This is a genomic window from Mycobacterium sp. E342 (assembly GCF_001667665.1).
GTDB lineage: Bacteria > Actinomycetota > Actinomycetes > Mycobacteriales > Mycobacteriaceae > Mycobacterium.
The window spans coordinates 1-22,134 of sequence record NZ_LZJM01000083.1; the positions used below are offsets into that span (position 1 = coordinate 1).

At 70.1% G+C, this 22,134-nt stretch carries 27 protein-coding genes and 2 pseudogenes; 6 read left to right on the forward strand and 23 right to left on the reverse strand.

Annotation, left to right across the window (positions count from 1 at the left end; genetic code table 11):
• Both A5692_RS05385 and A5692_RS05390 read right to left on the reverse strand, forming a co-directional pair.
• On the reverse strand, nt 1–410 hold a 410-nt coding region (locus A5692_RS05385), incomplete at its 3' end, for a DUF2795 domain-containing protein (RefSeq protein ID WP_156765937.1).
• A gap of 88 nt (nt 411–498) precedes the next feature.
• Complete coding sequence (locus A5692_RS05390; protein WP_068053008.1) at nt 499–912, reverse strand: ChaB family protein; 414 nt, start codon at nt 910–912, stop codon at nt 499–501.
• A 129-nt stretch (nt 913–1,041) separates the two neighbouring features.
• Between A5692_RS05390 and A5692_RS05395 the strand changes: the two genes are divergently transcribed.
• A complete protein-coding gene (locus tag A5692_RS05395) occupies nt 1,042–1,461 on the forward strand; it encodes a MarR family winged helix-turn-helix transcriptional regulator (RefSeq protein ID WP_068053011.1) in 420 nt (139 codons plus the stop codon).
• A 6-nt stretch (nt 1,462–1,467) separates the two neighbouring features.
• On the opposite strand, the gene A5692_RS05400 is transcribed toward A5692_RS05395, so the two are convergent.
• The 3 genes from A5692_RS05400 to rpsB are packed head-to-tail and all read right to left on the reverse strand — an operon-like array spanning nt 1,468 to nt 4,573.
• Nucleotides 1,468–2,865, reverse strand: a complete 1,398-nt coding sequence (locus A5692_RS05400) for an amidase (RefSeq protein ID WP_068053015.1) — start codon at nt 2,863–2,865, stop codon at nt 1,468–1,470.
• Nucleotides 2,866–2,898: 33 nt separating this feature from the next.
• Nucleotides 2,899–3,738 (reverse strand): translation elongation factor Ts, encoded by an 840-nt coding sequence (tsf, locus tag A5692_RS05405; RefSeq protein ID WP_068053018.1) that lies wholly within the window; start codon nt 3,736–3,738, stop codon nt 2,899–2,901.
• A 1-nt stretch (nt 3,739) separates the two neighbouring features.
• A complete protein-coding gene (rpsB, locus tag A5692_RS05410) occupies nt 3,740–4,573 on the reverse strand; it encodes a 30S ribosomal protein S2 (protein ID WP_068053021.1) in 834 nt (277 codons plus the stop codon).
• Between the two features lie 312 nt (nt 4,574–4,885).
• Here rpsB and A5692_RS05415 point away from each other — a divergent pair.
• Nucleotides 4,886–5,341: pseudogene (locus A5692_RS05415) on the forward strand (M23 family metallopeptidase); the annotation flags it as partial.
• A gap of 22 nt (nt 5,342–5,363) precedes the next feature.
• Here A5692_RS05415 and A5692_RS05420 read toward each other — a convergent pair.
• The 4 genes from A5692_RS05420 to dprA are packed head-to-tail and all read right to left on the reverse strand — an operon-like array spanning nt 5,364 to nt 9,551.
• Entirely contained in the window at nt 5,364–6,260 is an 897-nt protein-coding gene (locus A5692_RS05420; RefSeq protein ID WP_068053027.1) for a tyrosine recombinase XerC, read from the reverse strand.
• A 33-nt stretch (nt 6,261–6,293) separates the two neighbouring features.
• Nucleotides 6,294–7,457 carry a lactate 2-monooxygenase gene (locus tag A5692_RS05425; protein ID WP_068053030.1) on the reverse strand — a complete coding sequence of 388 codons (1,164 nt, stop codon included), beginning with the start codon at nt 7,455–7,457 and terminating at the stop codon, nt 6,294–6,296.
• A 42-nt stretch (nt 7,458–7,499) separates the two neighbouring features.
• Nucleotides 7,500–8,351 (reverse strand): siderophore-interacting protein, encoded by an 852-nt coding sequence (locus tag A5692_RS05430; RefSeq protein ID WP_068053033.1) that lies wholly within the window; start codon nt 8,349–8,351, stop codon nt 7,500–7,502.
• Nucleotides 8,352–8,384: 33 nt separating this feature from the next.
• Entirely contained in the window at nt 8,385–9,551 is a 1,167-nt protein-coding gene (dprA, locus tag A5692_RS05435; RefSeq protein WP_068053036.1) for a DNA-processing protein DprA, read from the reverse strand.
• 113 nt (nt 9,552–9,664) lie between these two features.
• Between dprA and A5692_RS05440 the strand changes: the two genes are divergently transcribed.
• A complete protein-coding gene (locus A5692_RS05440) occupies nt 9,665–9,940 on the forward strand; it encodes a DUF4190 domain-containing protein (protein WP_068053039.1) in 276 nt (91 codons plus the stop codon).
• 8 nt (nt 9,941–9,948) lie between these two features.
• Here the strand turns inward: A5692_RS05440 and A5692_RS05445 are convergent, their stop codons facing one another.
• From A5692_RS05445 to A5692_RS05460, 4 genes are all read right to left on the reverse strand, one after another.
• Nucleotides 9,949–11,460, reverse strand: coding sequence for a YifB family Mg chelatase-like AAA ATPase (locus A5692_RS05445; RefSeq protein WP_068053043.1), 1,512 nt, complete (start codon nt 11,458–11,460; stop codon nt 9,949–9,951).
• Nucleotides 11,460–11,837 (reverse strand): YraN family protein, encoded by a 378-nt coding sequence (locus A5692_RS05450; protein ID WP_068053079.1) that lies wholly within the window; start codon nt 11,835–11,837, stop codon nt 11,460–11,462. The genes A5692_RS05445 and A5692_RS05450 overlap by 1 nt, the downstream gene beginning before the upstream one ends.
• Before the next feature lie 113 nt (nt 11,838–11,950).
• On the reverse strand, nt 11,951–12,769 hold the full coding sequence (fdhD, locus tag A5692_RS05455; protein ID WP_068053046.1) for a formate dehydrogenase accessory sulfurtransferase FdhD: 819 nt from the start codon (nt 12,767–12,769) through the stop codon (nt 11,951–11,953).
• Nucleotides 12,770–12,844: 75 nt separating this feature from the next.
• Entirely contained in the window at nt 12,845–13,825 is a 981-nt protein-coding gene (locus tag A5692_RS05460; protein ID WP_068053049.1) for an NAD-dependent epimerase/dehydratase family protein, read from the reverse strand.
• Nucleotides 13,826–14,098: 273 nt separating this feature from the next.
• Here A5692_RS05460 and A5692_RS05465 point away from each other — a divergent pair, with 273 nt between their 5' ends.
• Nucleotides 14,099–14,866, forward strand: a complete 768-nt coding sequence (locus tag A5692_RS05465) for a GAF and ANTAR domain-containing protein (protein WP_068053082.1) — start codon at nt 14,099–14,101, stop codon at nt 14,864–14,866.
• A 6-nt stretch (nt 14,867–14,872) separates the two neighbouring features.
• Here the strand turns inward: A5692_RS05465 and A5692_RS05470 are convergent, their stop codons facing one another.
• The 4 genes from A5692_RS05470 to rplS form a co-directional block, all read right to left on the reverse strand.
• Nucleotides 14,873–15,178 carry a DUF2469 domain-containing protein gene (locus A5692_RS05470; protein WP_007171389.1) on the reverse strand — a complete coding sequence of 102 codons (306 nt, stop codon included), beginning with the start codon at nt 15,176–15,178 and terminating at the stop codon, nt 14,873–14,875.
• Nucleotides 15,179–15,182: 4 nt separating this feature from the next.
• Complete coding sequence (locus A5692_RS05475; RefSeq protein WP_068053055.1) at nt 15,183–15,986, reverse strand: ribonuclease HII; 804 nt, start codon at nt 15,984–15,986, stop codon at nt 15,183–15,185.
• A 2-nt stretch (nt 15,987–15,988) separates the two neighbouring features.
• Nucleotides 15,989–16,879, reverse strand: coding sequence for a signal peptidase I (gene lepB, locus A5692_RS05480; RefSeq protein ID WP_068053059.1), 891 nt, complete (start codon nt 16,877–16,879; stop codon nt 15,989–15,991).
• Nucleotides 16,880–16,948: 69 nt separating this feature from the next.
• A complete protein-coding gene (rplS, locus tag A5692_RS05485; RefSeq protein ID WP_007775353.1) occupies nt 16,949–17,290 on the reverse strand; it encodes a 50S ribosomal protein L19 in 342 nt (113 codons plus the stop codon).
• Nucleotides 17,291–17,608: 318 nt separating this feature from the next.
• Between rplS and A5692_RS05490 the strand changes: the two genes are divergently transcribed.
• A complete protein-coding gene (locus tag A5692_RS05490; RefSeq protein WP_068053062.1) occupies nt 17,609–18,577 on the forward strand; it encodes a hypothetical protein in 969 nt (322 codons plus the stop codon).
• On the opposite strand, the gene trmD is transcribed toward A5692_RS05490, so the two are convergent.
• The 6 genes and pseudogenes from trmD to A5692_RS05515 form a co-directional block, all read right to left on the reverse strand.
• Nucleotides 18,574–19,326 carry a tRNA (guanosine(37)-N1)-methyltransferase TrmD gene (trmD, locus tag A5692_RS05495; protein ID WP_068053065.1) on the reverse strand — a complete coding sequence of 251 codons (753 nt, stop codon included), beginning with the start codon at nt 19,324–19,326 and terminating at the stop codon, nt 18,574–18,576. The two genes, A5692_RS05490 and trmD, sit on opposite strands and share 4 nt — an antisense overlap.
• Nucleotides 19,323–19,844 (reverse strand): ribosome maturation factor RimM, encoded by a 522-nt coding sequence (gene rimM, locus A5692_RS05500; protein ID WP_068053069.1) that lies wholly within the window; start codon nt 19,842–19,844, stop codon nt 19,323–19,325. The genes trmD and rimM overlap by 4 nt, the downstream gene beginning before the upstream one ends.
• Before the next feature lie 17 nt (nt 19,845–19,861).
• Nucleotides 19,862–20,104 (reverse strand): RNA-binding protein, encoded by a 243-nt coding sequence (locus tag A5692_RS05505; RefSeq protein ID WP_003878715.1) that lies wholly within the window; start codon nt 20,102–20,104, stop codon nt 19,862–19,864.
• 8 nt (nt 20,105–20,112) lie between these two features.
• Entirely contained in the window at nt 20,113–20,610 is a 498-nt protein-coding gene (gene rpsP / locus A5692_RS05510; protein ID WP_068053072.1) for a 30S ribosomal protein S16, read from the reverse strand.
• Nucleotides 20,611–20,710: 100 nt separating this feature from the next.
• Nucleotides 20,711–20,837 (reverse strand): annotated as a pseudogene (locus A5692_RS30340) (gamma-glutamyl-gamma-aminobutyrate hydrolase family protein); the annotation flags it as partial.
• Nucleotides 20,838–20,879: 42 nt separating this feature from the next.
• Complete coding sequence (locus A5692_RS05515; protein WP_067918970.1) at nt 20,880–21,299, reverse strand: nuclear transport factor 2 family protein; 420 nt, start codon at nt 21,297–21,299, stop codon at nt 20,880–20,882.
• 59 nt (nt 21,300–21,358) lie between these two features.
• On the opposite strand from A5692_RS05515, the gene A5692_RS05520 reads away from it, so the two are divergent.
• Nucleotides 21,359–22,134 (forward strand): D-alanyl-D-alanine carboxypeptidase family protein (locus A5692_RS05520; protein ID WP_068053076.1); only part of this gene is annotated, 776 nt, incomplete at its 3' end.

The window sequence follows — 22,134 nt, forward strand, 5'->3', positions numbered from 1 at the left end:
GCCGCCCAGGTCGCCGCATCGGTCACCATCGCCGACGAACACGACGTCCGGGACGGCGACAAGGCCGCGGCGCGCCGCTCCCACACCAAACCCGGGCTCGCCGAGAACGGAAAGGACATCCCCGTCCAGAGCCCGATCGTCGACGAGCTGGGCGAGAACCGGGGTTCCTGACTCCGGCGCGCCGCGGCCTTGTCGCCGTCCCGGACGTCGTGTTCGTCGGCGATGGTGACCGATGCGGCGACCTGGGCGGCGTTGTTGTAGGTCTCGGGCGGAATGGCCCGCATGGCGCGGATCGTGTCGTCGTTGCAGCCGTTGCGGCCGGCGGCCTCAAGCAGGTCCTGCTTGTTCGCCGGAAAGTCCACATCGTTGAGGCACTGGCGCAGCTGACTAGGGGTGGTGGACGCAACCATGGCTGTCGGGATGCCCGGTGGCCACGGGTCTAAACGGAGCCGCGGGGTGCCGTCTCGGTCACATCGGCGCGGTGGGCGGGCGCGATTCTCAGCGGCCGCGGACCCGCCGGTTGTGCTTGACGATCGCGTCGACCAGCTCCGGCTTGCTCATCGTCGAGCGGCCCCGGACGTCGAGTCGCCGGGCCAGGTCGAGCAGGTGTTTCTTGCTCGCGTTGGCATCCACACCCTCGGCGGTCGCCCCGGAGGCTTGCGGGCCGCCGCTCGTGGCGCGCTCGTCGGAAGGCCCCTTCTCTTCCTTGGCCTCCCAATGGTCGCCGACCTTTTCGAAACTGTGCTTGAGGGCGGAATACGCCACCCGGTGGGCGCGCTCTTCGCTGCCGTATTCCTCGGCGGCCGCATCGTGCGTCTTCGCAAATGTGCGTTGCGCTTTGGCGCTCGAACGCTGCAACGTGCTCGGCAGTTCGTCCTTCTTCGGCTTGCCGCCTTTAGTCGTCTTCGGCATGAAAACCTCCTGATAAGCCCGTGCGAGCGGATACCGCCGGTGCTCGGGTACCCCCTTGACCGACCGGCAATCCCAACTTCGCGCCGCGAATCGACGTCCAGAGGGCCGAAATATGTCAATATCGTTGACATGGTTCTGGCCGAAGACGCCCCGCTCGGTTACCTGCTCTATCGGGTGGCGAGCCTGCTGCGACCGGAGGTGTCCGCCGTGTTGGGCCCGCTCGGTCTGACGCTGCCCGAATTCGTCTGCCTGCGCATGCTTTCGATGTTTCCCGGGACGTCGAGCGCCGAGCTGTCCCGGCAGGCGGGGGTCACGCCGCAGGCGATGAACACCGTGCTGCGCAAGCTGGAAGACATTGGCGCCGTGGCGCGTCCGACATCGGTGTCCAGCGGCCGCGCGCTACCCGCCACGCTGACCGGGCAGGGCCGGGCCCTGCTGAAGCGCGCGGAAGGCGCGGTGCGGACGGCCGATGCCCGCATCCTGGCCAAGCTGACCGAACCTCAGCAGCGCGAGTTCAAGCGGATGCTCGACAAGCTCGGGTCCGACTGACGCGAATCAAGCGGTCTGGATCCGGGCCCAGGGCCGGGCCTCTTCCAGTTCGTAGGCCAGCTCGAGCAGCAGCGCCTCTTGCCCGACGTCGGCCGAGAACATCATGCCCACCGGCATGCCGTCGGCGGACTGGGCCAGCGGGAGCGAGACCGCCGGCTCGCCGGTGACGTTCTGCAGCGGGGTGAACGACACCCAGTCGATCAGTCGCTCGATGACCTGGTGGTAGTCGGTGGGTGCCAGATAGCCGATGCGGGGCGTCTCGTCGGCGAGCGTCGGGGTCAGCACGACGTCGTAGGTGTCGAAGAATTGCGCGGTACGCCTACGGATTCGGCGCAGGCGCATGATGGCGAGCGGCAGCCGGTGGATGTTGCGGGCGGTGTTTCGCTCCAGACCGAGGGTCAGGCTGTCCAACCGCCCGCGGTCGAACGTCTTGCCGAACATGTGCCGGCCGGTGCGCACCTGGGCCAGCGCGAGAAATCCCCAGTAGAGGACGAAATCGTCGACGAAGCTGGCCGGCACCGGGGGCTCATCGAGGTGTTCGACGCGGTGCCCCAACTCCTCGAGAAGACCGGCGGACTTCAGCGTCAGCTCGCGCACCTGGGGGCTGCAGTCGCGTTGCACCGACCGGGTCAGCACGGCGACCCGCAGCCGCTGCCTACCGGGCCCGGTGACATCCCCGACGGGCGCCAGTTTCGGGTTACGCCAGATGCGTTCGGCCTCCCGGTAGAACGCCGCGGTGTCACGCACCGACCGGGTCACCACACCGTTGGCGACGATGCCCACCGGCATCCGGCGCAGGTGGGCGTCCAGCGGCAGCCGCCCGCGCGAGGGCTTCAGCCCGACGAGCCCGTTGCAGGCGGCGGGGATGCGGATGGAGCCGCCGCCGTCGTTGGCGTGGGCGATGGGCACCACGCCGGCGGCAACGAACGCCCCCGAGCCCGATGACGAGGCGCCGGCGCTGTAGTCGGTGTTCCACGGGTTGCGGACCGGCCCCAGCCGCGGGTGTTCGGCCGATGCGCTGAATCCGAATTCCGACAACTGCGTCTTGCCCACGGGGGCCAGCCCGGTGGCCAGGAACAGCCGGGTGAATTCGCCGTCGGAGGTGGCATTCCACGGCGTCCACGCGTCGGTGCCGTGCATCGTCGGCTGGCCGGCGATGTCGACGTTGTCCTTGAGGAACGTCGGGACGCCGTCAAAGAAGCCGCTCGCAGCCGCGGCGGTTCGCGCCTGCTGGAACGCCGCGTACGCCAGGCCGTTGAGGATCGGATCGACGGCCTCGGTGCGGGCGATGGCGGCCTCGACGACCTCCGCCCTGCTCACCCACCCGGCCTGGATGGCGTGGGTGAGGCCCACCGCGTCCAGATCACCGAGGGCGTCGTCACCGAACGCGTGCACGTGTCGCATAGCACCAGACGCTAACGCGCGCGTGCCCGCGGGTTAAGCCTGGCCCACCTCGAAGCGAACGAACCGCGTCACCGTGACACCGGCGTCGTCGAGCAGCGCCTTGACCGTCTTCTTGCTGTCGGACACCGAGGGCTGCTCCAGCAGCACCGCGTCCTTGAAGAATCCGTTCAGCCGGCCCTCGACGATCTTGGGCAGCGCCTGCTCCGGCTTGCCCTCGGCCTTGGCCGTTTCCTCCGCGATGCGGCGCTCGCTGGCCACGACGTCTTCGGGGACGTCGTCGCGCGACAGGAAGCGCGCCTTGAGCGCGGCGATCTGCAGCGCGACGGTGTGCGCGGCGTCCTTGGCCCCGCCCTCGTCCGAGCCGGTGAACTCCACCAGCACGCCGACGGCCGGCGGCAGGTCGGCCGCACGCTTGTGCAGGTAGGCCTCCACGGTGCCGTCGAAGTACTGCACGCGCCGCAGCTCCAGCTTCTCGCCGATCTTGGCCGACAGGTCGGCGATGGCCTGCTCGACCGTCTTAGTCGCCGATCCTGAAGAAATCGGAGCTGCCTTCAGGGTGTCGACGTCGGTGGCCTTGGCGGCCAGCGCGGCGTCCACGACCTGGTCGGCCAGGGCCTGGAACTCGGCGTTCTTGGCGACGAAGTCCGTCTCGGAGTTCAGCTCGATCAGCGCGCCGCCCTTGGCCGCGACCAGACCCTCGGCCGTGGCGCGCTCGGCGCGCTTGCCGACGTCCTTGGCGCCCTTGATGCGCAGCGCCTCGACCGCCTTGTCGAAGTCGCCGTCGCTCTCGGCCAGGGCGTTCTTGCAGTCCAGCATGCCGGCGCCGGTGAGCTCCCGAAGCTTCTTGACGTCGGCGGCGGTGAAGTTGGCCATATCAGCCTTCCGTGGGTGTGGATTCGGGCGCGCCCGCAGCAGCATCGGTGGGGGCGCTGGCGGCGGCGGAGGCCAGCAGTTCCTGCTCCCATTCGGGCAGCGGCTCGGCGGCCTCCACCTCGGGCTTGCCGTCGCCGCGGCCGACTCCGGCGCGCGCCTGCAGGCCCTCGGCGACCGCGGAGGCGATCACCTTGGTCAGCAGCGCGGCCGAGCGGATCGCGTCGTCGTTGCCGGGGATCGGGTAGTCGACCTCGTCGGGGTCGCAGTTGGTGTCCAGGATCGCGATGACCGGGATGCCCAGCTTGCGGGCCTCGCCGACGGCGATGTGCTCCTTGTTGGTGTCGACCACCCAGATCGCCGAGGGCACCTTGGCCATGTCGCGGATACCGCCCAGGCTTCGCTCCAGCTTGTTCTTCTCCCGGGTCAGCATCAAGATTTCCTTCTTGGTGCGGCCCTCGAAGCCACCGGTCTGCTCCATCGCCTCGAGCTCCTTGAGGCGCTGCAGCCGCTTGTGCACGGTGGAGAAGTTCGTCAGCATGCCACCCAGCCAGCGCTGGTTCACGTACGGCATGCCGACGCGGGTGGCCTCGGCGGCGACCGATTCCTGGGCCTGCTTCTTGGTGCCGACGAACAGCACCGTGCCGCCGTGGGCGACGGTCTCCTTGACGAACTCGTACGCCTTGTCGATGAAGGTCAGCGTCTGCTGCAGGTCGATGATGTAGATGCCGTTGCGGTCGGTGAAGATGAACCGCTTCATCTTGGGGTTCCAGCGACGGGTCTGGTGCCCGAAGTGAGTGCCGCTGTCGAGCAGCTGCTTCATGGTTACGACGGCCATGGTTGTGCCTTACTTGTGTCGGTTGTCGCCCGGCATCGGGTGAAGCCGGGCCCTGGCGCCTGCTGCGATGCCGGACCTCGCCAGGAAAACCCTGGCGGGGACCGCCCGGCACGCGGTGCGAACTCCTAGTGGAACGGGAGACGCGGGGCGGACGCGCGAAGTCAGCCCGCGAACGAGCTGCGACCAGCAGTTTACACCGACTCAGCAGGTGGTTTTGCACAGCACCGGCGGGGCTGAGTGGTGCCGGCGCCGGCGGGGCGGTGAACTGAGCGGATGCGACGGGCCTGGTGGCTTTTATTGTGGCTGACCGCGCTCAGCGCGGCGTCCGCGGCCGCGGACGACCCGCGCCTGGACTGGCCGCTGCGCCCGCCGCCGGCCCTGGACGGGCGGGCCCGGGGCTTCGACGCCCCGTCACCGGATTGGAAGCCCGGGCATCGCGGGGTGGATCTTCCCGGCGCGCCCGGTCAACCGGTGTATGCCGCGGGCACCGCCACCGTGGTGTTCGCCGGGCAGCTGGCGGGACGGCCGGTGGTGTCGCTGGCCCACCCGGGCGGGTTGCGCACCAGCTACGAGCCGGTCCGGGCAGCGGTGCGCACGGGTCAGACGGTGACGGCCCAGACGGTGATCGGCTCGTTGGAGGCCGGGCATGCCGGTTGCCGGGCCGCGGCATGTCTGCATTGGGGCGCGATGTGGGGTCCCGCGTCCGGCGCCCACTATGTCGATCCGCTGGGCCTGGTGAAGTCGACCCCGATCCGGCTCAAACCGCTGCAGGGATGAGGGGCGCACACCCTCACGCCCGCGGGTGGGCCTGATCGTGCACCGCCCGCAACCGGGACACTGCGACATGGGTGTAGAGCTGGGTGGTCGCCAGGCTGGAATGGCCAAGCAGCTCCTGCACCACCCGCAGGTCGGCCCCGCCTTCGAGCAGGTGCGTCGCCGCGCTGTGCCGCAGCCCGTGCGGCCCCATGTCGGGCGCGCCGTCCACCGCGGCGACCGTCTGGTGCACGACCGTGCGGGCCTGGCGCACATCGAGGCGCCGCCCCCGCGCACCCAGCAGCAGCGCGGGGCCCGACTCCGCGGTCACCAGCGCGGGCCTTCCGTCGTCCAGCCAGGCGCGCAGCGCCTCGGCCGCCGGCATCCCGAACGGCACGGTGCGCTGCTTGTTGCCCTTACCCAGCACGCGGATCACCCGATGCCCGGTGTCCACGTCGTCGACGTCCAGGCCGCACAGCTCGCTCACCCGGATTCCGGTGGCATACAACATCTCGACGATCAGCCGGTCCCGCAACGCCATCGGATCCCCTTGCTGGGCACCGGATTTCGCCGCGGCCATCGCGTCGAGTGCCTGGTCCTGGCGCAGCACCGCCGGCAGCGTGCGGTGTGCCTTCGGCACCTGCAGCCGCGCCGCCGGGTCCCCGTCCAGCAGGCCGCGCCGCACGGCCCACGCCGTGAACGCCTTGACCGCCGACGTGCGACGGGCCAGCGTCGTGCGCGCCGCGCCGGCCGCGGCCGTGGACGACAACCAGGAGCGCACGAGCGGCAGGCTCAGCCCGTCCAGCGCGGCGCCGCGGCCCTCGAGGAAGGTCAGCAGCGAGCGCAGGTCGCCGAGGTAGGCCCGACGGGTGTGCGCTGAACGGCCGCACTGCAGCGCCAGGTACTCGTCGAACTCCTCGAGGATGGCCTCCACGCCTGCAACATTCGCAGGAGCCGGGGCCCTGAATCAGCCGACGCGCCGAAGCGTGTCCGGGGTGAGATCTTTCAGCGTCGGATACCCGTCGACGGCCATGATCAGGTCGGCTTCAGCCAGCAGCGAACGCAGCACGTGCACGACGCCGTCGACGCCGCCCAGCGCCAGACCGTAGGCGTACGGACGACCGACGCCCACCGCGGTCGCGCCCAGCGCCAGCGCCTTGACGATGTCGGCGCCGTTGCGGATGCCCGAATCGAACAGCACCGGCAGGCCGTCGGCCGCCTCGATCACCCCCGGCAGGCAGTCCAGCGCGGGCAGTCCGCCGTTGGCCTGCCGGCCGCCGTGCGTCGAGCAGTAGATGCCGTCGACACCACCGTCCCTGGCGCGCCGGGCGTCGTCGGGATGGCAGATGCCCTTGATGATGAGCGGCAGCTTGGTCAGCGACCGCAGCCAGGGCAGGTCGTCCCACGTCAACGGATTGCCGAACGTCGTGATCCACTGCAGCACAGCGGCTTGCGGGTCCTCCTCGGGCGGGCGCTGCAGGCCGGCGCGAAAGACCGGGTCGCTGGTGTAGTTGCTCAGGCACATCCCGCGCAACTGCGGAAAATTGGCCGTGCTGAGGTCGCGCGGACGCCACCCGGGGATCCAGGTGTCCAGAGTGACGATGATGCCGCTGTAGCCGGCGGCCTCGGCCCGCTGCACCAGGCTGGCGGCGAGCTCACGATTCTTCGGTGTGTACAGCTGGAAAAAGCCGGGGGTGTCGCCGAATTGTGCGGCGACGTCTTCCAACGGGTCGGCGGTCAGGGTGGAAACGACCATCGGCACACCCGTGGCCGCTGCGGCGCGCGCGGTGGCCAGGTCGCCGTGGCCGTCTTGAGCGCAGATGCCGATGACGCCGATCGGCGCCATGAAGACCGGCGACGGCAGCGTCAGGCCGAACATCTGCACCGACAGGTCACGCTCGGCGGCGCCGACGAGCATGCGGGGCATCAAACCCCAGCGGTCGAACGCCTCGCGATTGGCCCGCTGCGTGCGCTCGTCGCCGGCGCCGCCCGTCACGTAAGACCACACCGACGGCGACATCGCCCGCTCGGCCCGGGCTTCCAGCTCCGCGAAGGCCATCGGCAGCGCGGGCGCGACCCCGCCCAGGCCCTTGAAGTAGATCTCGTTCTGGTAATCGCCGAAATGCGCCATGGGATAAGAGGATGCCAGCCGGCAGCCGGGCCGACGAACCCGCTAGGAGGCCCCGGCCTCGGCCTCGGCCAGTTCCTTCTTCCATTGCCGGAAGGTCTCTTCGGTGCGGCCGCGGCGCCAGTAGCCCGAGATGGACGACGCCCACTTCGCGTCCACCCCCCGCTCCTTGCGGATGTAGGGCCGCAGATTGTGCATGACGCTTTGCGCCTCGCCGTGGATGAACACGTGCACTTGCCCGGGCAGCCACGGGGTGGTGGTGACCGCCTCGATCAGCGGGGCGTGGTCGCCGGCGCGGTCCTCGGGGACCAGGTCGGCCCGGCCGCCGCGATAGACCCAGTGCACCTCGACGCCCTCCGGCGCGGTCAGCGGGATTTCGTCTTCCTGGCCCGCCACCTCGATGAACGCCTTGCCGACGGCGTCGGGGGGCAAGGTTTCCAGCGCCGCGGCGATGGCCGGCAGAGCGGATTCGTCGCCGGCCAGCAGATGCCAGTCGGCGGCCGGGTCGGGCGTGTAGGCCCCGCCCGGACCCATCAAGAAGATCCGCTGGCCGGGCTCGGCGGCGGCCGCCCACTGGCCCGCGATCCCGTGCTCGCCGTGGGTGACGATGTTCAGCGTGATCTCGCGGGCCGCCACGTCGACGTGGCGCACCGTCATGGTCCGGACCGACGGCCTCTTCTCCGGGGGCAGCCCGGCGAAGCTGTCCAGCGTCAATGGCTGGGGCAGGTCCGCGACGTCGACGTCATCGGCGACGAACACCAACTTGACGTAGGAGTCGGTGAATTTGCTGGGCACGAAGGCGTCGAAATCCGCGCCCCTCAGCACCACCGCAACCATGTGCGGTGTGAGTTCTTTGGTATCGACAACCTCGAAGCGTTGCAGAGGTCGACCCGCCACTTGTCCTCCCGTCCAGACCCGGCCCCCGGTCGACTATACGAGCCGCGTCGTCGACGCAGCTCGACCGCCGGCGGCCCGGGCCAGGCGCCATCGACTGTCCTGGCGCTGCACCAACCCGGCCAGCTCCAGGATCGCCAGTGGCCCCAGCACGCGCTCGGGCGCAAGCCCCGACGCGACCGCGAGCTGCTCGACGGTGGCTGCGCCGCGGCCCGGCAGGGCCTCGTACACCCGCCGCTCGGCGTCGCCGAGCCCGTCGAGCGCGGTAGCGGGGCGCGGTTCGTCGACCGCCAACTCTCCGATGCGGCCGATGAGCTCGACGACGTGGTCGGCCCTGGTCACCAGCTCGGCCCCGTCGCGCAACAGCGCGTGGCACCCGGCCGACGCCGACGACGTCACCGGCCCGGGCACCGCGGCCACCACCCGTCCCAGCGCCCGCGCCCAGGCGGCGGTGTTCGCCGCGCCGCTGCGCAGCCCCGCTTCCACCACCACCGCGGCGCCGGCGACGGCGGCCACCAGGCGGTTGCGGGTCAGGAATCGGTGGCGGGCCGGCCGGACGCCGGGCGGGTACTCGGTGAACAGCAGCCCGTGCTGGCCGATGCGATGCAGCAACGCTGAGTGCCCGCTCGGGTAGGGGACGTCCAGCCCGCCGGCGAGGACGGCCACGGTGATCCCGTCGGCGGTGAGCGCCGCGCGGTGCGCCGCGCCGTCGATGCCGTACGCGCCGCCGGAGACGACGGCGACGTCGCGTTGCGCCAGCCCGACGGCCAAGTCGTCGGCCACCTGCTCGCCGTATGCCGTCGCGGCCCGAGTCCCCACCACGGCGGCCGCGCGATGCGCCACCTCGTCGAGCCGGCTGGGCCCCTGCGCCCACAGCACCATCGGCGGTCCGCCGCGCGCCTTTACCGAAGCGCCCCCGAACGCGGCGAATGCCAGCGGCGGCCACTCGTCGTCGTCGGGCGTGATCAGGCGCCCGCCACGGTTGGCGAGGAGCTCGAGGTCGGCTGTGGCGCAATCGATTTCGCGCCTCGCCTCGGTGTGTCGCGCCAGCTCGTCGTCCACCAGGCCGCGGCGCACCCGGTCGGCGGCCTCCACCGGGCCGACGGACCGCACGAGGGCGGTGAGCTGGGCGCACGGCGGCTCGGCCACCCGAGACAGGTATGCCCAAGCGCGCAGCACTGGATCGTCGACGGCGGTCAGCATGGCTGTGTCCGCAGTCCCAAGGATTCGCCAAGGATCCGTTTAGCCGCGTGCGCGAACGTGTTGTCGTCGAACCCCATTCGCCATCGCTCAGCAGGCAACGAACGGAGGGAACCGTGACCATCTGCCAGCCGACCCGGCTCGCCGCTCCCGCCCGCCCCGTCAACCCCTGGGCGATCGCGGCGTTCGCCCTGAGCCTGGTCAGCTGGTGCGGGTTGCCCATTCCGATCCTGAGCGGCGTGCTGGCGTCCGTGGCGTTGCGCGACATGGAACACCGCGGCGAAGGCGGTCGCGCGATGGCGCAGTTCGCCCGGGCGTTCGCCATCCTGGTGACCGCGGCGATCGTGGTCCGGGGCGGGCACAACGACTGGCTGACCAAGGCGTACTGGTGATCCGGCACTCATCGCCCCACCCCCGACTGCCGGAAGCTGAGCGCGGCCGCGACCTCCTCGGGTCCCGGTGATACCCCGCCGGCCAGGTCGGTCAGGCTCCATGCGACCCGCAGGGTGCGGTCCAGGCCCCGGATGCTGAGCAGCCCCCGGTCCAGCGCCTTCTGCAGTGGGGTCATCGTGGTGTTGCCGGGACGGAACTTTCGGCGCAGCAGCGCCCCGCTCACCTCGGCGTTGGTGCGAAACCCGTGCGCTCGCCAGCGCTCGGCCGCCGCCGCGCGGGCTTGCGCCACCCGCTGTCGCACCTGTGCCGTGGACTCGGCCTGGACGCCCGAGAAGGCGCCCGCGCGCACCGCATGCATCTGCACCCGCAGATCGACCCGGTCGAGCAGCGGCCCGGACAGCTTCCCCAGGTAGCGGCGCTTGACCGCGGCCGCACACATGCAGTCTTGCGGGTCGGCGGGCGCGCACGGGCACAGGTTGGCCGCCAACACCAGCTGGAACCGGGCCGGGTAACACGCCACCCCGTCGCGGCGGGCAAGACGAATCTCCCCGTCCTCCAAGGGGGTTCGCAACGCCTCCAGCGCACGCACGCTGATCTCCGCGCATTCGTCGAGGAAAAGCACGCCGCGGTGCGCGCGGCTCACCGCGCCCGGGCGCGCCATGCCCGAGCCGCCGCCGACGAGCGCCGCCACGCTGGAGCTGTGATGCGGCGCCACGAACGGCGGCATGGTGATCAGCGGCGTGTCCCCCGAGAGCAGGCCGGCCACCGAATGGATCGCGGTGACCTCCAGTGACTCGCTCTCCGACAACGGCGGCAGCAGGCCCGGAAGTCGTTGGGCAAGCATCGTTTTCCCGACGCCCGGCGGACCGGTGAGCATGAGGTGGTGCGCCCCGGCGGCGGCCACCTCCACCGCGAAGCGCGCCTGCGTCTGCCCGACCACATCGGCGAGGTCCACCGAGGGCTCCGGCGCCGTGGCCGGCGCGGTGATCCTGTCGTCCAAGGCGGCCGACCCGCTGAGCCACTTCTGCAGCTGCCCCAGCGTGCGCACGCCCCAGACGTCGATGCCGTCGACCAGGCTGGCCTCGGCCAGGTTGTCCACCGGGACGACGACCGCCGGCCAGCCGTCGCGCTTGGCGGCCAGCACCGCCGGCAGCACGCCGCGCACCGGGCGGACCCGGCCGTCCAGCGACAGCTCTCCCAGAAGCACCGTCTTCTCCAGGCGCTCCCACGGGTTCTTGCGCTGCGCCGACAGGACGGCCGCGGCCAAGGCGATGTCGTAGACCGAGCCCATCTTGGGCAGCGTCGCCGGGGAGAGCGCCAGCGTGAGCCGCGCCATCGGCCAGCTGTTGCCGCAGTTGGCCACCGCCGCCCGCACCCGGTCCCGGGACTCCTGCAGGGCGGCGTCGGGCAGACCCACCAGATGCACGCCCGGCAGACCGGAGGTGATGTCGGCCTCGATCTCCACGATCTGCCCGTCCACCCCGCGCACGGCGACCGAGAAGGCGCGCCCCAGCGCCATCAGCCGATCCCTTGCAGATGGGTGATTTCCGGGGTGCGCCGGCGCCCGATCCGCACCTGGATCACGTCGAGGCGAAGCCCGGCCCAGCGGGTGTCCTGGGCGGCCAGCCACAGCCCGGCCAGCCGGCGCAGCCTGCGCACTTTACGCTCGGTGACCGCGTACGGCAGCCCGCCGTAGCCGTCGCCGGTGCGGGTCTTCACCTCGACGAACACCACCGTGTGGGCGGCCTCGTCGCAGGCCACGACGTCGAGTTCGCCGTAGCGGCAGCGCCAGTTGCGGTGCAGGACCCGTAGTCCCATCCTCGTCAGGTGGTCCACCGCCAGCGCCTCACCCATCGCCCCGAGCTGGACCCGAGTCATCGTGGTTTCTGTCGTCATGGGGCCACTGTGCGCGGCGGCGACGACAAGGCCGGTCGCGGCGGAGCCTGCGGGCCGCCCGGGCCGACCGGTTATCCCCAGTGCCGCGTTCATCCACAGCCGGCGGAAGACGACTAGCTGATTCGATCCGCTCGGGTGTAGACGTTCATCGAGTCCTCGCGCAGGAACGCCACCAAAGTGATCCCGGACTCCTCGGCCAACGAAACGGCCAGCGACGACGGCGCGGACACCGCGGCGAGCACCGGAATCCCGGCCAGCACCGCCTTCTGTGTCAACTCGAAGGACGCCCGACCACTGACCAGGAGCACCGAGCCCGCCAGCGGGACCCGCCGGTGTTCCAGCGCCCAGCCGATGACCTTGTCGACCGCGTTGTGCCTGCCCACGTCCTCCCGCACCGTCAGCATGGTGCCGTCGACGCCGTACAGCGCTGCGGCGTGCAGCCCGCCTGTGCTGTCGAAAACCTTTTGCGCCGAACGCAGTTGGGTGGGCATCGCCTTGAGCGTCGCCGCCGCGACGGTGGCGGGATCCGCGCCGGGCGCGAAGCGGCCGATCAACCGCACCGCGTCCAGCGACGCCTTCCCGCACACCCCGCACGACGAGGTGGTGTAGAAGTTGCGGGTGACGTCGAGGGTGGGCGCGGGCACGCCGGCGGCCAGCGTCACGTCGAGGACGTTGTAGGTGTTCGCGCCGTCGACGGCGCCGCCGCAGTACCGGATGGTCTGCACGTCGTCGCGGCCGGCGATGATCCCCTCGGTCAGCAGAAAGCCTTGGGCCAGTTCGAAATCCGCCCCGGGCGTGCGCATCGTCACGCTGACCGCGGCGCCGTTCACCCTGATCTCCAGCGGCTCCTCGACGACGAGCGTCTCCGGCCGGGTGATCGCTTTTCCGGCGGAGAGGTGCTTGACCCGCCGGCGTGCGGTTACGTGCCGCACTAGGCGATTTCACCGCCGGCCGGGCGCGCGGCGCAACGCGGGGACATCACGCAGCCAAAGCTACCCTGGTCGACGTCACACCGCCGAGGCCAGCGCCGCCAGCGTTTCCGCCGACGAGTGCAGCGGCCGCCAGCCGAGCTGGGTGCGCGCTTTGGTGGTGTCCATGACCATCGACGTGCGCGCCGTGTGCAGCCACTCCAGCATCGACGGAACCAGCGGGACCCGCGACAACGCCGCCGACGCGGCGGAGGCGGCGACCGCCGGCACCCGCACCGGACGGCCACCCAGGGCCCGGGCCACGTCACCGACCGTCACCACGCCGTCACCGGCGATGTTGTAGGCGCCGGGCGGCGCCGGGGCGGTGGCCGCCAGCGCGATCGCGCTCGCGACGTCGTCGTGGTGCACCAGCTGCAACGGGATGCCGGGGTCCGGAACGACCGGTTTCAGGATCGGCACCGCCTTGACCACGGCGCGCATCGGGCCGGGCAGCTGATTCCACGGCATTGCGTCGGCCAGGACGGTGGCGTTGGGCCCGGCGACGATGCACGGCCGCAGCACGAACACCTCGAGCGGGGAGTCCTTCGTGATCTCACCGAGGAGCGCCTCGCACGCCGCCTTCTGCGCGGAGTAATAATGCTCGTCGGAGCCTCGCGCCGGGACGTCTTCCGTCAGCGGGTGGGGGTTGTCGGCGTGGTAGCCGTAGGCCGCCACCGACGAGGTGTACACCAGGCGGCGCGCCCGCTCGCTGGCCACGGTCGCCTCGAACACATTGCGGGTGCCCTGCAGGTTGATGCGGGCGCTCTCTTCCCGCGAACCCATGATGATGAAAGCCAGGTGGATCACCACGTCGGCCTGTGCCACCAGGGCGTCGACGGCATCGCGATCCAGGATGTCGCCCTGCTGGTAGCTCGTCTTCAGCCAGCCGCGCGACGACGGGTCGAACGGCCGGCGGGCCATCCCGACGATGGCGTCCACGGCGGGTTCGCGCTCCAGGGCCGTCACGGCCGACATCCCGATCTCGCCCGTCGGCCCGGTCACCGCGACGGTAATTCCCATCCCAAGGCTCTTGCCCAACCGGGGCTCGGCGAAACCACGGGTGGGAAACATCACCTCGGGACCGCCACTGGGTGCCGTCATTTGTGAGCGCCGGACGCGCGGGTACCCGTATTGTCAGCAAATGTTTTCGCCGGCCCACGGCCCGCAGCCCGGGGCACGTGGATTTCGGCGCAATCGCACCGAACCTCGTGTGAGGCTCGCGCCGAGGACCGATAATCTACGGCGATCAAGCGCGGGGTCACACTGCCGACTGCGCAGGGAATGAGGCACAACATGGGGGACGAATCGACGGCCGCCGGCGGCTCCACGCCCGGCGGCGAGAAGGCCGACCCGGGTACCGTTTTCGCCGCGCTGGCCGAGATCATCTACCAGGGCTCCGACGCCGGCCAGATGTATGCGGCCATCTGTGTCGCCGCCACCCTGGTCGTCCCCGGGTGTGATCACGCCAGCCTGTTGGTGCGCGACGGCGACCGCTACGTCACGGTGGGCGCGAGCGACCGGTTGGCGCAGCACATCGACGAGCTGGAACGGCGTTCGGGGGACGGACCCTGCATCGACGCCATCGAGGAGGAGACGCCTCAGATCGATCCGGACCTCACCACGCCGTCCCTCTGGCCCAAGCTCGCGAAGGTCCTGGTGGCCGAGACCCCGGTGCGCGGGGCGATGGGCTTCCGGCTGCTGATGGACAAGCGCAAGGGCGCCGCGCTCAACCTCTTCAGCGACACGGCCAACGTGTTCGACGCCGAGTCGGCCGGACGCGGGGCGCTGCTGGCCGCGTTCGCCAGCGTGGCCATCAACGCGGTGGCCAAGGGTGAGGACGCCACCAGCCTGCGCCGGGGGCTGCTGAGCAACCGGGAGATCGGTAAGGCGGTCGGCATGTTGATGCTGCTCCACGACATGACCGAGGAGCAGGCATTCGACCTGCTGCGGCGCCATTCCCAGGCATTGAACATCAAACTGGCCGATGTGGCGCGGGAGGTCATCGACCGGCGCGGCGAACTGCCGGCCCCGGAGGACAAGCAGGCCGCGGGCGACGGCTAGCGCCGGCTATTCCGGCAGCCGCAGCTCGGGCTTTTCCACCTCTTCGATGTTGACGTCCTTGAACGTCACCACCCGGACTTGCTTGACGAACCGCGCCGGCCGGTACATGTCCCACACCCAGGCGTCGGACAGTCGCAGCTCGAAGTACACCTCGCCGTCGGCGTTGCGGGGCACCATCTCCACGCTGTTGGCCAGGTAGAAGCGCCGTTCCGTTTCCACCACGTAGCTGAACTGGCCGACGATGTCCTTGTATTCGCGGTACAGCGAGAGCTCCATCTCGGTTTCGTACTTTTCGAGATCCTCGGCACTCATCTGCTCAGACGTCCTTCTCGGAGAAACACTTCCCCGGCGTTCCGCCCGGGGAATCTTCGACCCATCTTTCCTCACCGATATCCGCCGCGCGCGGGCGAGGGTCCGGCCCGCATTCCGCCACCACACGGCCGCCCGCCGTCTCTGACCCTAGGGCCACCCGTCGCACGTTGATGAACGAATGGCGATGTTCGGGGCAGGGACCCAGCCGGGTGAGCGCCGCGCTGTGCGCCGGGGTGCCGTAGCCCTTGTGCTCGGCGAAGCCGTACCCCGGGTGCTCGGCGTCCATGGCCACCATCAGCCGGTCCCTGCTCACCTTCGCCAGCACGCTGGCCGCGGCGATGCACGCCGCCACCGCGTCGCCACCGATGACCGGCAGCGACGGCACCGGCAGCCCGGGCACCCGGAATCCGTCGCTGAGCACATACCCGGGCCGCAGCGACAGGCCCGCCACGGCGCGGCGCATGCCTTCGATGTTGGCGACGTGCACACCCCGCCGGTCGACCTCGGCCGGCGGGATGAACACCACGTGGTAGGCCAGCGCGTAACGCCGGATCAGCGGGAACAGTTTCTCCCGGGCGCTCTCGGTGAGTTTTTTCGAATCATCAAGCGCGGCAAGACTTTCCAACCGCCCCGGCCCAAGCACACAGGCCGCCACCACCAGTGGGCCCGCGCAGGCGCCGCGGCCCACTTCGTCCACCCCGGCCACCGGCCCCAGACCGCTGCGGTACAGCGCCGATTCTAAGGTGCGCATTCCCCGGGAACCCCCGGCTTTGCGGATCACCGTCCGCGGCGGCCACGTCGTGGCCATGGCTACGGATGTTGCTGCGGGTTCACCGAAGACACGCCACCCCATCGTCCCGGCGGCCACACGATGAACCTCGCCTTGCCGATCACGTTGGACACGGGAACCGTTCCCGACGTCGGATCGCCCGTGCACAACACCCCTTTGAGCGCCTCGGCCGGGACGCTGGTGCAGTGGGCACGCGAATCCGCCGAGTGCGTCCTGTTGTCGCCCATCACCCACAGCCGCCCCTGCGGGACGGTGACCGGTCCGAACTCGCTGCCCAGGCACGGGTAGACCGAGGGGTCGGCCATCATGGTGGCCGGGTCCAGGTAGGGCTCCTTGAGTGGCTTGCCGTCGACCGTCAGACCGGTGTCCGCCCGGCACTGCACCGTCTGGCCCCCGACCGCGATGACCCGCTTGACCAAGTCGTTCTCGTCGGGAGGCACGAAGCCGATGAAGGACAGCGCGTCCTGCGCCCAGCGCAGCACGGTGTTGTTGGACCGGATCGACCTGTACCCCAGGTTCCAGGAGGGCGGTCCCTTGAAAACGATGACATCGCCCGGCCGCGGTGCGCCGAAGCGATAGCTGACCTTGTCGACCATGATCCGGTCGCCGACGCAGCCGGAGCACCCGTGCAGCGTCGGCTCCATCGATTCCGACGGAATCAGGTAGGGCCGGGCAACGAACGTCAGCATGACGTAGTAGAGCCCGACCGCGATCACCGCCAGGAGCGCGAATTCCCGCAGTGTGGATCGCTTGGGGCGCTCCGGCGTGCCCTCCTCGGGCGACTCCCCCGGCTCGGGGACCGGTTCGGCGTCCTTCGGTGACTCGCCTTCGGGCGTGTCCGGGATGCGGGTGGAGACCTTCGGCTCTGACTGGGCGGGCTGGGGCTCAGATGAGTCCGTGGGATCGGTCACGAGATCAGAGTAGCCAGCGCAGATTGTGGCGCTGTAAACCGACCGGAACTGCCGCCCGGCCGCCCCGGCTCAGCGCTTTTCCTTGATCTTGGCCTTCTTGCCGCGGAGCTCACGCAGGTAGTACAACTTCGCGCGGCGCACGTCGCCGCGGGTCACCACCTCGATGTGGTCGATGTTCGGGGAATGCACCGGGAAGGTCCGCTCGACGCCGACGCCGTAGCTCTCCTTGCGCACGGTGAAGGTTTCGCGGATGCCGCCGCCCTGCCGGCGGATCACCACGCCCTTGAACACCTGGATACGCTCCTTGGCGCCCTCGATGACCTTGACGTGCACGTTGATGGTGTCGCCCGGGCCGAAAACCGGGATGTCGTCGCGCAGCGACGCTTGGTCGACGAAGTCCAGGCGGTTCATCGTAAGAAGACACTTCCTTGCGGTCGCGGCCTGCGGCAACAGCCCTCACCGCGAGGGTGAGCGGTCGCCAAGCCGATGGTTTGGGGCAACTTGCGCGTATCTCGCAGCAGGCGGGAAGCGGCCCGGCCGGCCTGCAACCGCTGGAGACAACTGGTCAATTGTGCCAGACGGGACGCGTGCGGAGAAAATCACAGGATCGGACGCGGTTCGCAGCGAGCCGAAAAGGCTGGTGAATGGTACATATGAGCTGGGCTGGAACACGCTGACCGCGCGACCCGGGCCCGCGTTCGAGCAGGTTGGGAACACCGGAGGAGAGGAATGCGCGTTCGGCCGCTGTTTCTGCTCACCGCCACCGCGGCGGTGGCGTTGGTGGTGGCCGCCGGATGCGAGGCGAAGGTCCAGGCCAAGGCGTACAACTTCCCGGTGTACGTCACCCCCGACCGCGGCCTGCGCCAGCCTCCCCCGCAGGTGGCCGAGCTGATGCTCGAGGCGGTCAAGCCCACCCAACCCGAACAGCACCCGACCGCCGCGGGCCCCGTGGGCCTGCAAACGCGGGTGCAGCGGGCTACCGACGACGCCGCCGCCGGCGGCGCCGCGCTGTCGGTGGCGATTCTCGACCGCAAGACCCACGAACTGGTCTCCACCGGCAACAGCCAGGTCATCGGCACCGCGTCGGTGGCCAAGCTGTTCATCGCCGACGACCTGCTGCTGCACGCATCCGAGGGCAAGGCGGCGCTGAGCGCGGACGACCGCCAGGCGCTGGACGTCATGTTGCAGTCATCCGACGACGGTGCGGCCGAGAGGTTCTGGGGCCAGGGCGGCGAGAACGCCATCATCACGGCGGTCGCGGCCCGCTACGGGCTCACCTCGACCACCCCGCCCAGCGACGGGCGCTGGTGGAACACGATGAGCACGACGACCGACCTGATCCGCTACTACGAGATGCTGCTCGACGGATCGGGCGGGCTGCCGGCCGACAAGGCGAAGGTCATCTTCGACGACCTGGCGCAGTCCACCCCCAACGGGCTCGACGGTTATCCGCAGCGCTTCGGCATCCCCGACGGGCTGTACGCCGAACCGGTGGCGGTCAAGCAGGGCTGGATGTGCTGCATCGGCAGCGACTGGATGCACCTGTCGACGGGGGTGATCGGCGCGGACCGTCGCTACATCATGGTGGTGCAGTCTTTGCAGCCCTCCGACGACGCCACCGCCCGCGAGACCATCACCCGTGCGGTCAAGACGATATTTCCCGAGGGCCGCATCGACCCGCTGGGGCGCGGGCTCTAAACCGACTGCCCGCCTCCTTCTCGCTCCGCATTGCGGAGCGCCTCGTCGCCGGGCGAATCCCGCGGATCCAGCAACTCCGGGCGCCGTTCGCGGGTGCGCCGCAGCGAAACCTCCCGGCGCCATGCGGCGACGCGCGCGTGGTCGCCGGATAACAGCACTTCGGGAACATCGAGCCCGCGCCAGCTCGGCGGCCGGGTATAGCTGGGCCCCTCCAGCAGCCGGTCCAAAGCCGGCGAGTGCGAATCCTCCCGGTGCGACGCCGGGTTGCCGAGCACCCCTTCGAGCAGGCGCACCACGGCTTCGATCATCACCACCGCGGCCGACTCGCCACCCGGCAGGACGTAGTCGCCGATCGAGACCTCCTCGACCCGCATCCGCCTGGCGGCGTCATCGATGACCCGCTGGTCGATGCCCTCGTAGCGGCCGCACGCGAACACCAAGTGCTCCTCGGCGCTCCAACGCTGCGCGTCCGCCTGGGTGAACAACGCACCGGCGGGCGTGGGGACGACCAAAACGGTTTGTTCCGAACAGATTTCGTCCAGCGCCTCGCCCCACACCGGCGCCTTCATCACCATCCCGGGGCCACCACCGTAGGGCGCGTCGTCGACGGAGCGGTGCACGTCGTGCGTCCACCGGCGCAGGTCGTGCACCCGCAGGTCGACCAGGCCGGACTGAATCGCCTTGCCGGGCAAGGATTGCCGCAACGGATCCAAGAAGGCCGGGAAGATGGTGACGACGTCGATCCTCATGCCAGGTCCAGCAGGCCCTCGGGGGGATCGATCTCCACGACGCGATCGTCGAGCGACACCGACGTGACGATCGCGCCGACGAACGGCACCAGCACCTCCCCGCCGTCGCCCCGGCGCACCGCCAGCAGCTCGCCGGCCGCGGTGTGCAACACCTCGGCGACCACGCCGACGTCCTGGCCCGCAACGGTCCGCACGCGCAGCCCTTCGAGCTGGTGGTCGTAGTAGGTGTCCGGCTCGTCGATCGGAGGCAGGTCAGCGGAGTCGACGACGAACACGGTGCCGCGCAGGGCGTCGGCGGCGTCACGGTCGGTCACCCCGGCCAATCGCACCAGCAGCCGACCACCGTGTTCGCGCACGCTCTCCACGACGAAGTCGCGTTCCGCGCCGCCGCGGGATGCCTTGCCGCGCAGGGTGTTACCCGGCGCGAACCGGGAATCGGGGTCGTCGGTGCGAACTTCGACGACGACCTCGCCGCCGATCCCGTGCGCTTTCGCGACGCGCCCGACGGTCAACTCCAACGGAGTTCCATTCGCGGCTACTGGTCGGTGTCCACCACGTCGACGCGGATGCCGCGGCCACCGATGCCGGCGACCAGGGTGCGCAGGGCGGTCGCGGTGCGTCCGCCGCGACCGATCACCTTGCCCAGGTCGTCGGGGTGGACGTGCACCTCGACGGTTCGGCCACGGCGGCTGGTCACCATGTCCACCCGAACATCGTCGGGGTTGTCGACAATTCCGCGGACCAGATGCTCCACCGCGTCAACGACGACCGTACTCATCGCCGCGGTCAGCTTTCGGTGCTCGGCGCGGCCTGCTCGCCGCCCTCGCCAGTCGTCTCCGCGGGCGCGGCCTGCGCGGCGGCGGCCTCCGGCTCGGCGGCCTTCTTGGCCCCTGAAGTTGAAGCCTTCTTCTTGGGCTTCGCGGCCTCAGTGGTGGGACCGCCCTCGGCCTCGGCCAGCGCGGCATTGAACAGCTCGAGCTTGCTGGGCTTGGGCGGGGCAACCTTCAGGGAGCCCTCGGCGCCGGGCAGGCGCTTGAACTTCTGCCAGTCGCCGGTGATCTTCAGCAGCTTGAGGACGGGCTCGGTGGGCTGGGCACCGACCGACAGCCAGTACTGGGCGCGCTCGGAGTTGATCTCGATGAGGCTCGGCTCTTCCTTCGGGTGATAGCGGCCGATGACCTCGATCGAGCGGCCGTCGCGGCGGGTGCGCGCGTCGGCGACAGCGATGCGGTACTGGGGATTGCGGATCTTGCCGAGGCGGGTGAGCTTGATCTTCACAGCCATGGTTGAGCGGATTCTCCTATATGTGTCACGCTGCAATTCAGCGATGCGGGCGGGATGCCCGGATCCGGTTTTGCCTCGCGTGTGTGACCACGAAGCGATGCGTGATCGCTCGGCGGACAGCCGCCCATTGTGCCAGAACAGGCCGCCACGCCAGAAATCGCGGCGATCGCAAGCGCGGCGAAGCCGGGCGCCGCGGGTCGCCGCCATCGGACCAGCGGCGATCGCAAGCGCGGCGAAGCCGGGCGCCGCGGGTCGCCGGCCCGTCCGGGCTACATCACCTTCTGGAAGACCTTTGTCTCCACCCGCCGAGTCATCCGCCAGCCCTGCGGCGTGCGCACGAACTCGTCGTCGTACCAGAGCCCGCAGAACAGCACCTGATCCTTGTCGCCGCCGAGCACCATCGGGTTGAAGCAGATCACCCGCGACGACGCCGTGTCCCCGTCGATGCGCACCGAGAAGTTGCCCAGCATGTGCGCGTAGACCGGGAAGTTCGGCAGCACCTCCGACAGCCACTTCTTGACCTCCGGATAGTGGCCCTCGATGCCCCCTAGCGCGGTGTAGTCGATGTACGCGTCATCGGTGAACACCTTGTCGAGGTCGTCGAATCGGCGCTGGTCAATCGCGGTGGAGTAGTCCACCAGAAGCTGCTGGATCTCTAAGCGGTCGGAAATCTCGGCCAGGCTCAACATGCATCGGACAGTAGACGAAAATCGTCGCCGAGCAGGACGGGAAGTTAGACTTTCGGCCCATGCGCAAGGTCATGGCCCTCAGGGCCGGCGTCGCGGCCCTGCTCACGGTCGGGGCGTGCGGCGCCACCGCACCCACGTCCTGGGCCGACAGCATGCAGCCGGTCGGCTCGGTACCGATCCCGGACGGTCCGGCGCAGACCTGGATCGTGGCCGACCTCGACAGCGGTCAGGTGCTGGCCGGCCGCGACCAAAACGTGGCCCACCCGCCGGCGAGCACCATCAAGACGCTGCTGGCCCAGGTGGTCCTCGACTCGGTGAGCCTGGACTCCACCGTCGTCGCGGACGCCGCCGACACCCAGGTGGAATGCAACTGCGTCGGCATCAAACCAGGCCGCACCTACACCGCCCGCCAGCTTCTCGACGGCCTGCTGCTGGTCTCGGGTAACGACGCCGCCAACACGCTGGCGCACATGCTGGGCGGACCCGACGCCACGGTGGCCAAGATGAACGCCAAGGCCGCGTCGCTGGGCGCGACCAGCACCCATGCCGCGACACCGTCCGGACTCGACGGGCCCGGCGGATCCGGGTCGTCGACCGCGCACGACCTGGCCGTCATCTTCCGCGCCGCGATGGCCAACCCGGTGTTCGCCCAGATCACCGCCGAGCCGTCGGCGATGTTCCCCGGCGATAACGGCGATCACCTCATCACCAACCAGGACGAGCTGTTGCAGCGCTACCCCGGCGCGATCGGCGGCAAGACCGGGTTCACCAACGCGGCCCGCAAGACCTTCGTCGGGGCCGCCGCCCGCGGTGGCCGTCGGCTGGTCATCGCGAT

Coding starts and splice junctions, on each gene's coding strand:
- A5692_RS05390 (WP_068053008.1), bottom strand. CDS start 912: ATGCCGAAGACGACTAAAGGCGGCAAGCCGAAGAAGGACGAACTGCCG.
- A5692_RS05395 (WP_068053011.1), top strand. CDS start 1,042: ATGGTTCTGGCCGAAGACGCCCCGCTCGGTTACCTGCTCTATCGGGTG.
- A5692_RS05400 (WP_068053015.1), bottom strand. CDS start 2,865: ATGCGACACGTGCACGCGTTCGGTGACGACGCCCTCGGTGATCTGGAC.
- tsf (WP_068053018.1), bottom strand. CDS start 3,738: ATGGCCAACTTCACCGCCGCCGACGTCAAGAAGCTTCGGGAGCTCACC.
- rpsB (WP_068053021.1), bottom strand. CDS start 4,573: ATGGCCGTCGTAACCATGAAGCAGCTGCTCGACAGCGGCACTCACTTC.
- A5692_RS05425 (WP_068053030.1), bottom strand. CDS start 7,457: ATGGCGCATTTCGGCGATTACCAGAACGAGATCTACTTCAAGGGCCTG.
- dprA (WP_068053036.1), bottom strand. CDS start 9,551: ATGCTGACCGCCGTCGACGATCCAGTGCTGCGCGCTTGGGCATACCTG.
- A5692_RS05445 (WP_068053043.1), bottom strand. CDS start 11,460: ATGGCGCTGGGGCGCGCCTTCTCGGTCGCCGTGCGCGGGGTGGACGGG.
- A5692_RS05450 (WP_068053079.1), bottom strand. CDS start 11,837: ATGACGACAGAAACCACGATGACTCGGGTCCAGCTCGGGGCGATGGGT.
- A5692_RS05460 (WP_068053049.1), bottom strand. CDS start 13,825: ATGGGAATTACCGTCGCGGTGACCGGGCCGACGGGCGAGATCGGGATG.
- A5692_RS05465 (WP_068053082.1), top strand. CDS start 14,099: ATGGGGGACGAATCGACGGCCGCCGGCGGCTCCACGCCCGGCGGCGAG.
- A5692_RS05470 (WP_007171389.1), bottom strand. CDS start 15,178: ATGAGTGCCGAGGATCTCGAAAAGTACGAAACCGAGATGGAGCTCTCG.
- A5692_RS05475 (WP_068053055.1), bottom strand. CDS start 15,986: ATGGCCACGACGTGGCCGCCGCGGACGGTGATCCGCAAAGCCGGGGGT.
- rplS (WP_007775353.1), bottom strand. CDS start 17,290: ATGAACCGCCTGGACTTCGTCGACCAAGCGTCGCTGCGCGACGACATC.
- A5692_RS05490 (WP_068053062.1), top strand. CDS start 17,609: ATGCGCGTTCGGCCGCTGTTTCTGCTCACCGCCACCGCGGCGGTGGCG.
- trmD (WP_068053065.1), bottom strand. CDS start 19,326: ATGAGGATCGACGTCGTCACCATCTTCCCGGCCTTCTTGGATCCGTTG.
- A5692_RS05505 (WP_003878715.1), bottom strand. CDS start 20,104: ATGAGTACGGTCGTCGTTGACGCGGTGGAGCATCTGGTCCGCGGAATT.
- rpsP (WP_068053072.1), bottom strand. CDS start 20,610: ATGGCTGTGAAGATCAAGCTCACCCGCCTCGGCAAGATCCGCAATCCC.
- A5692_RS05515 (WP_067918970.1), bottom strand. CDS start 21,299: ATGTTGAGCCTGGCCGAGATTTCCGACCGCTTAGAGATCCAGCAGCTT.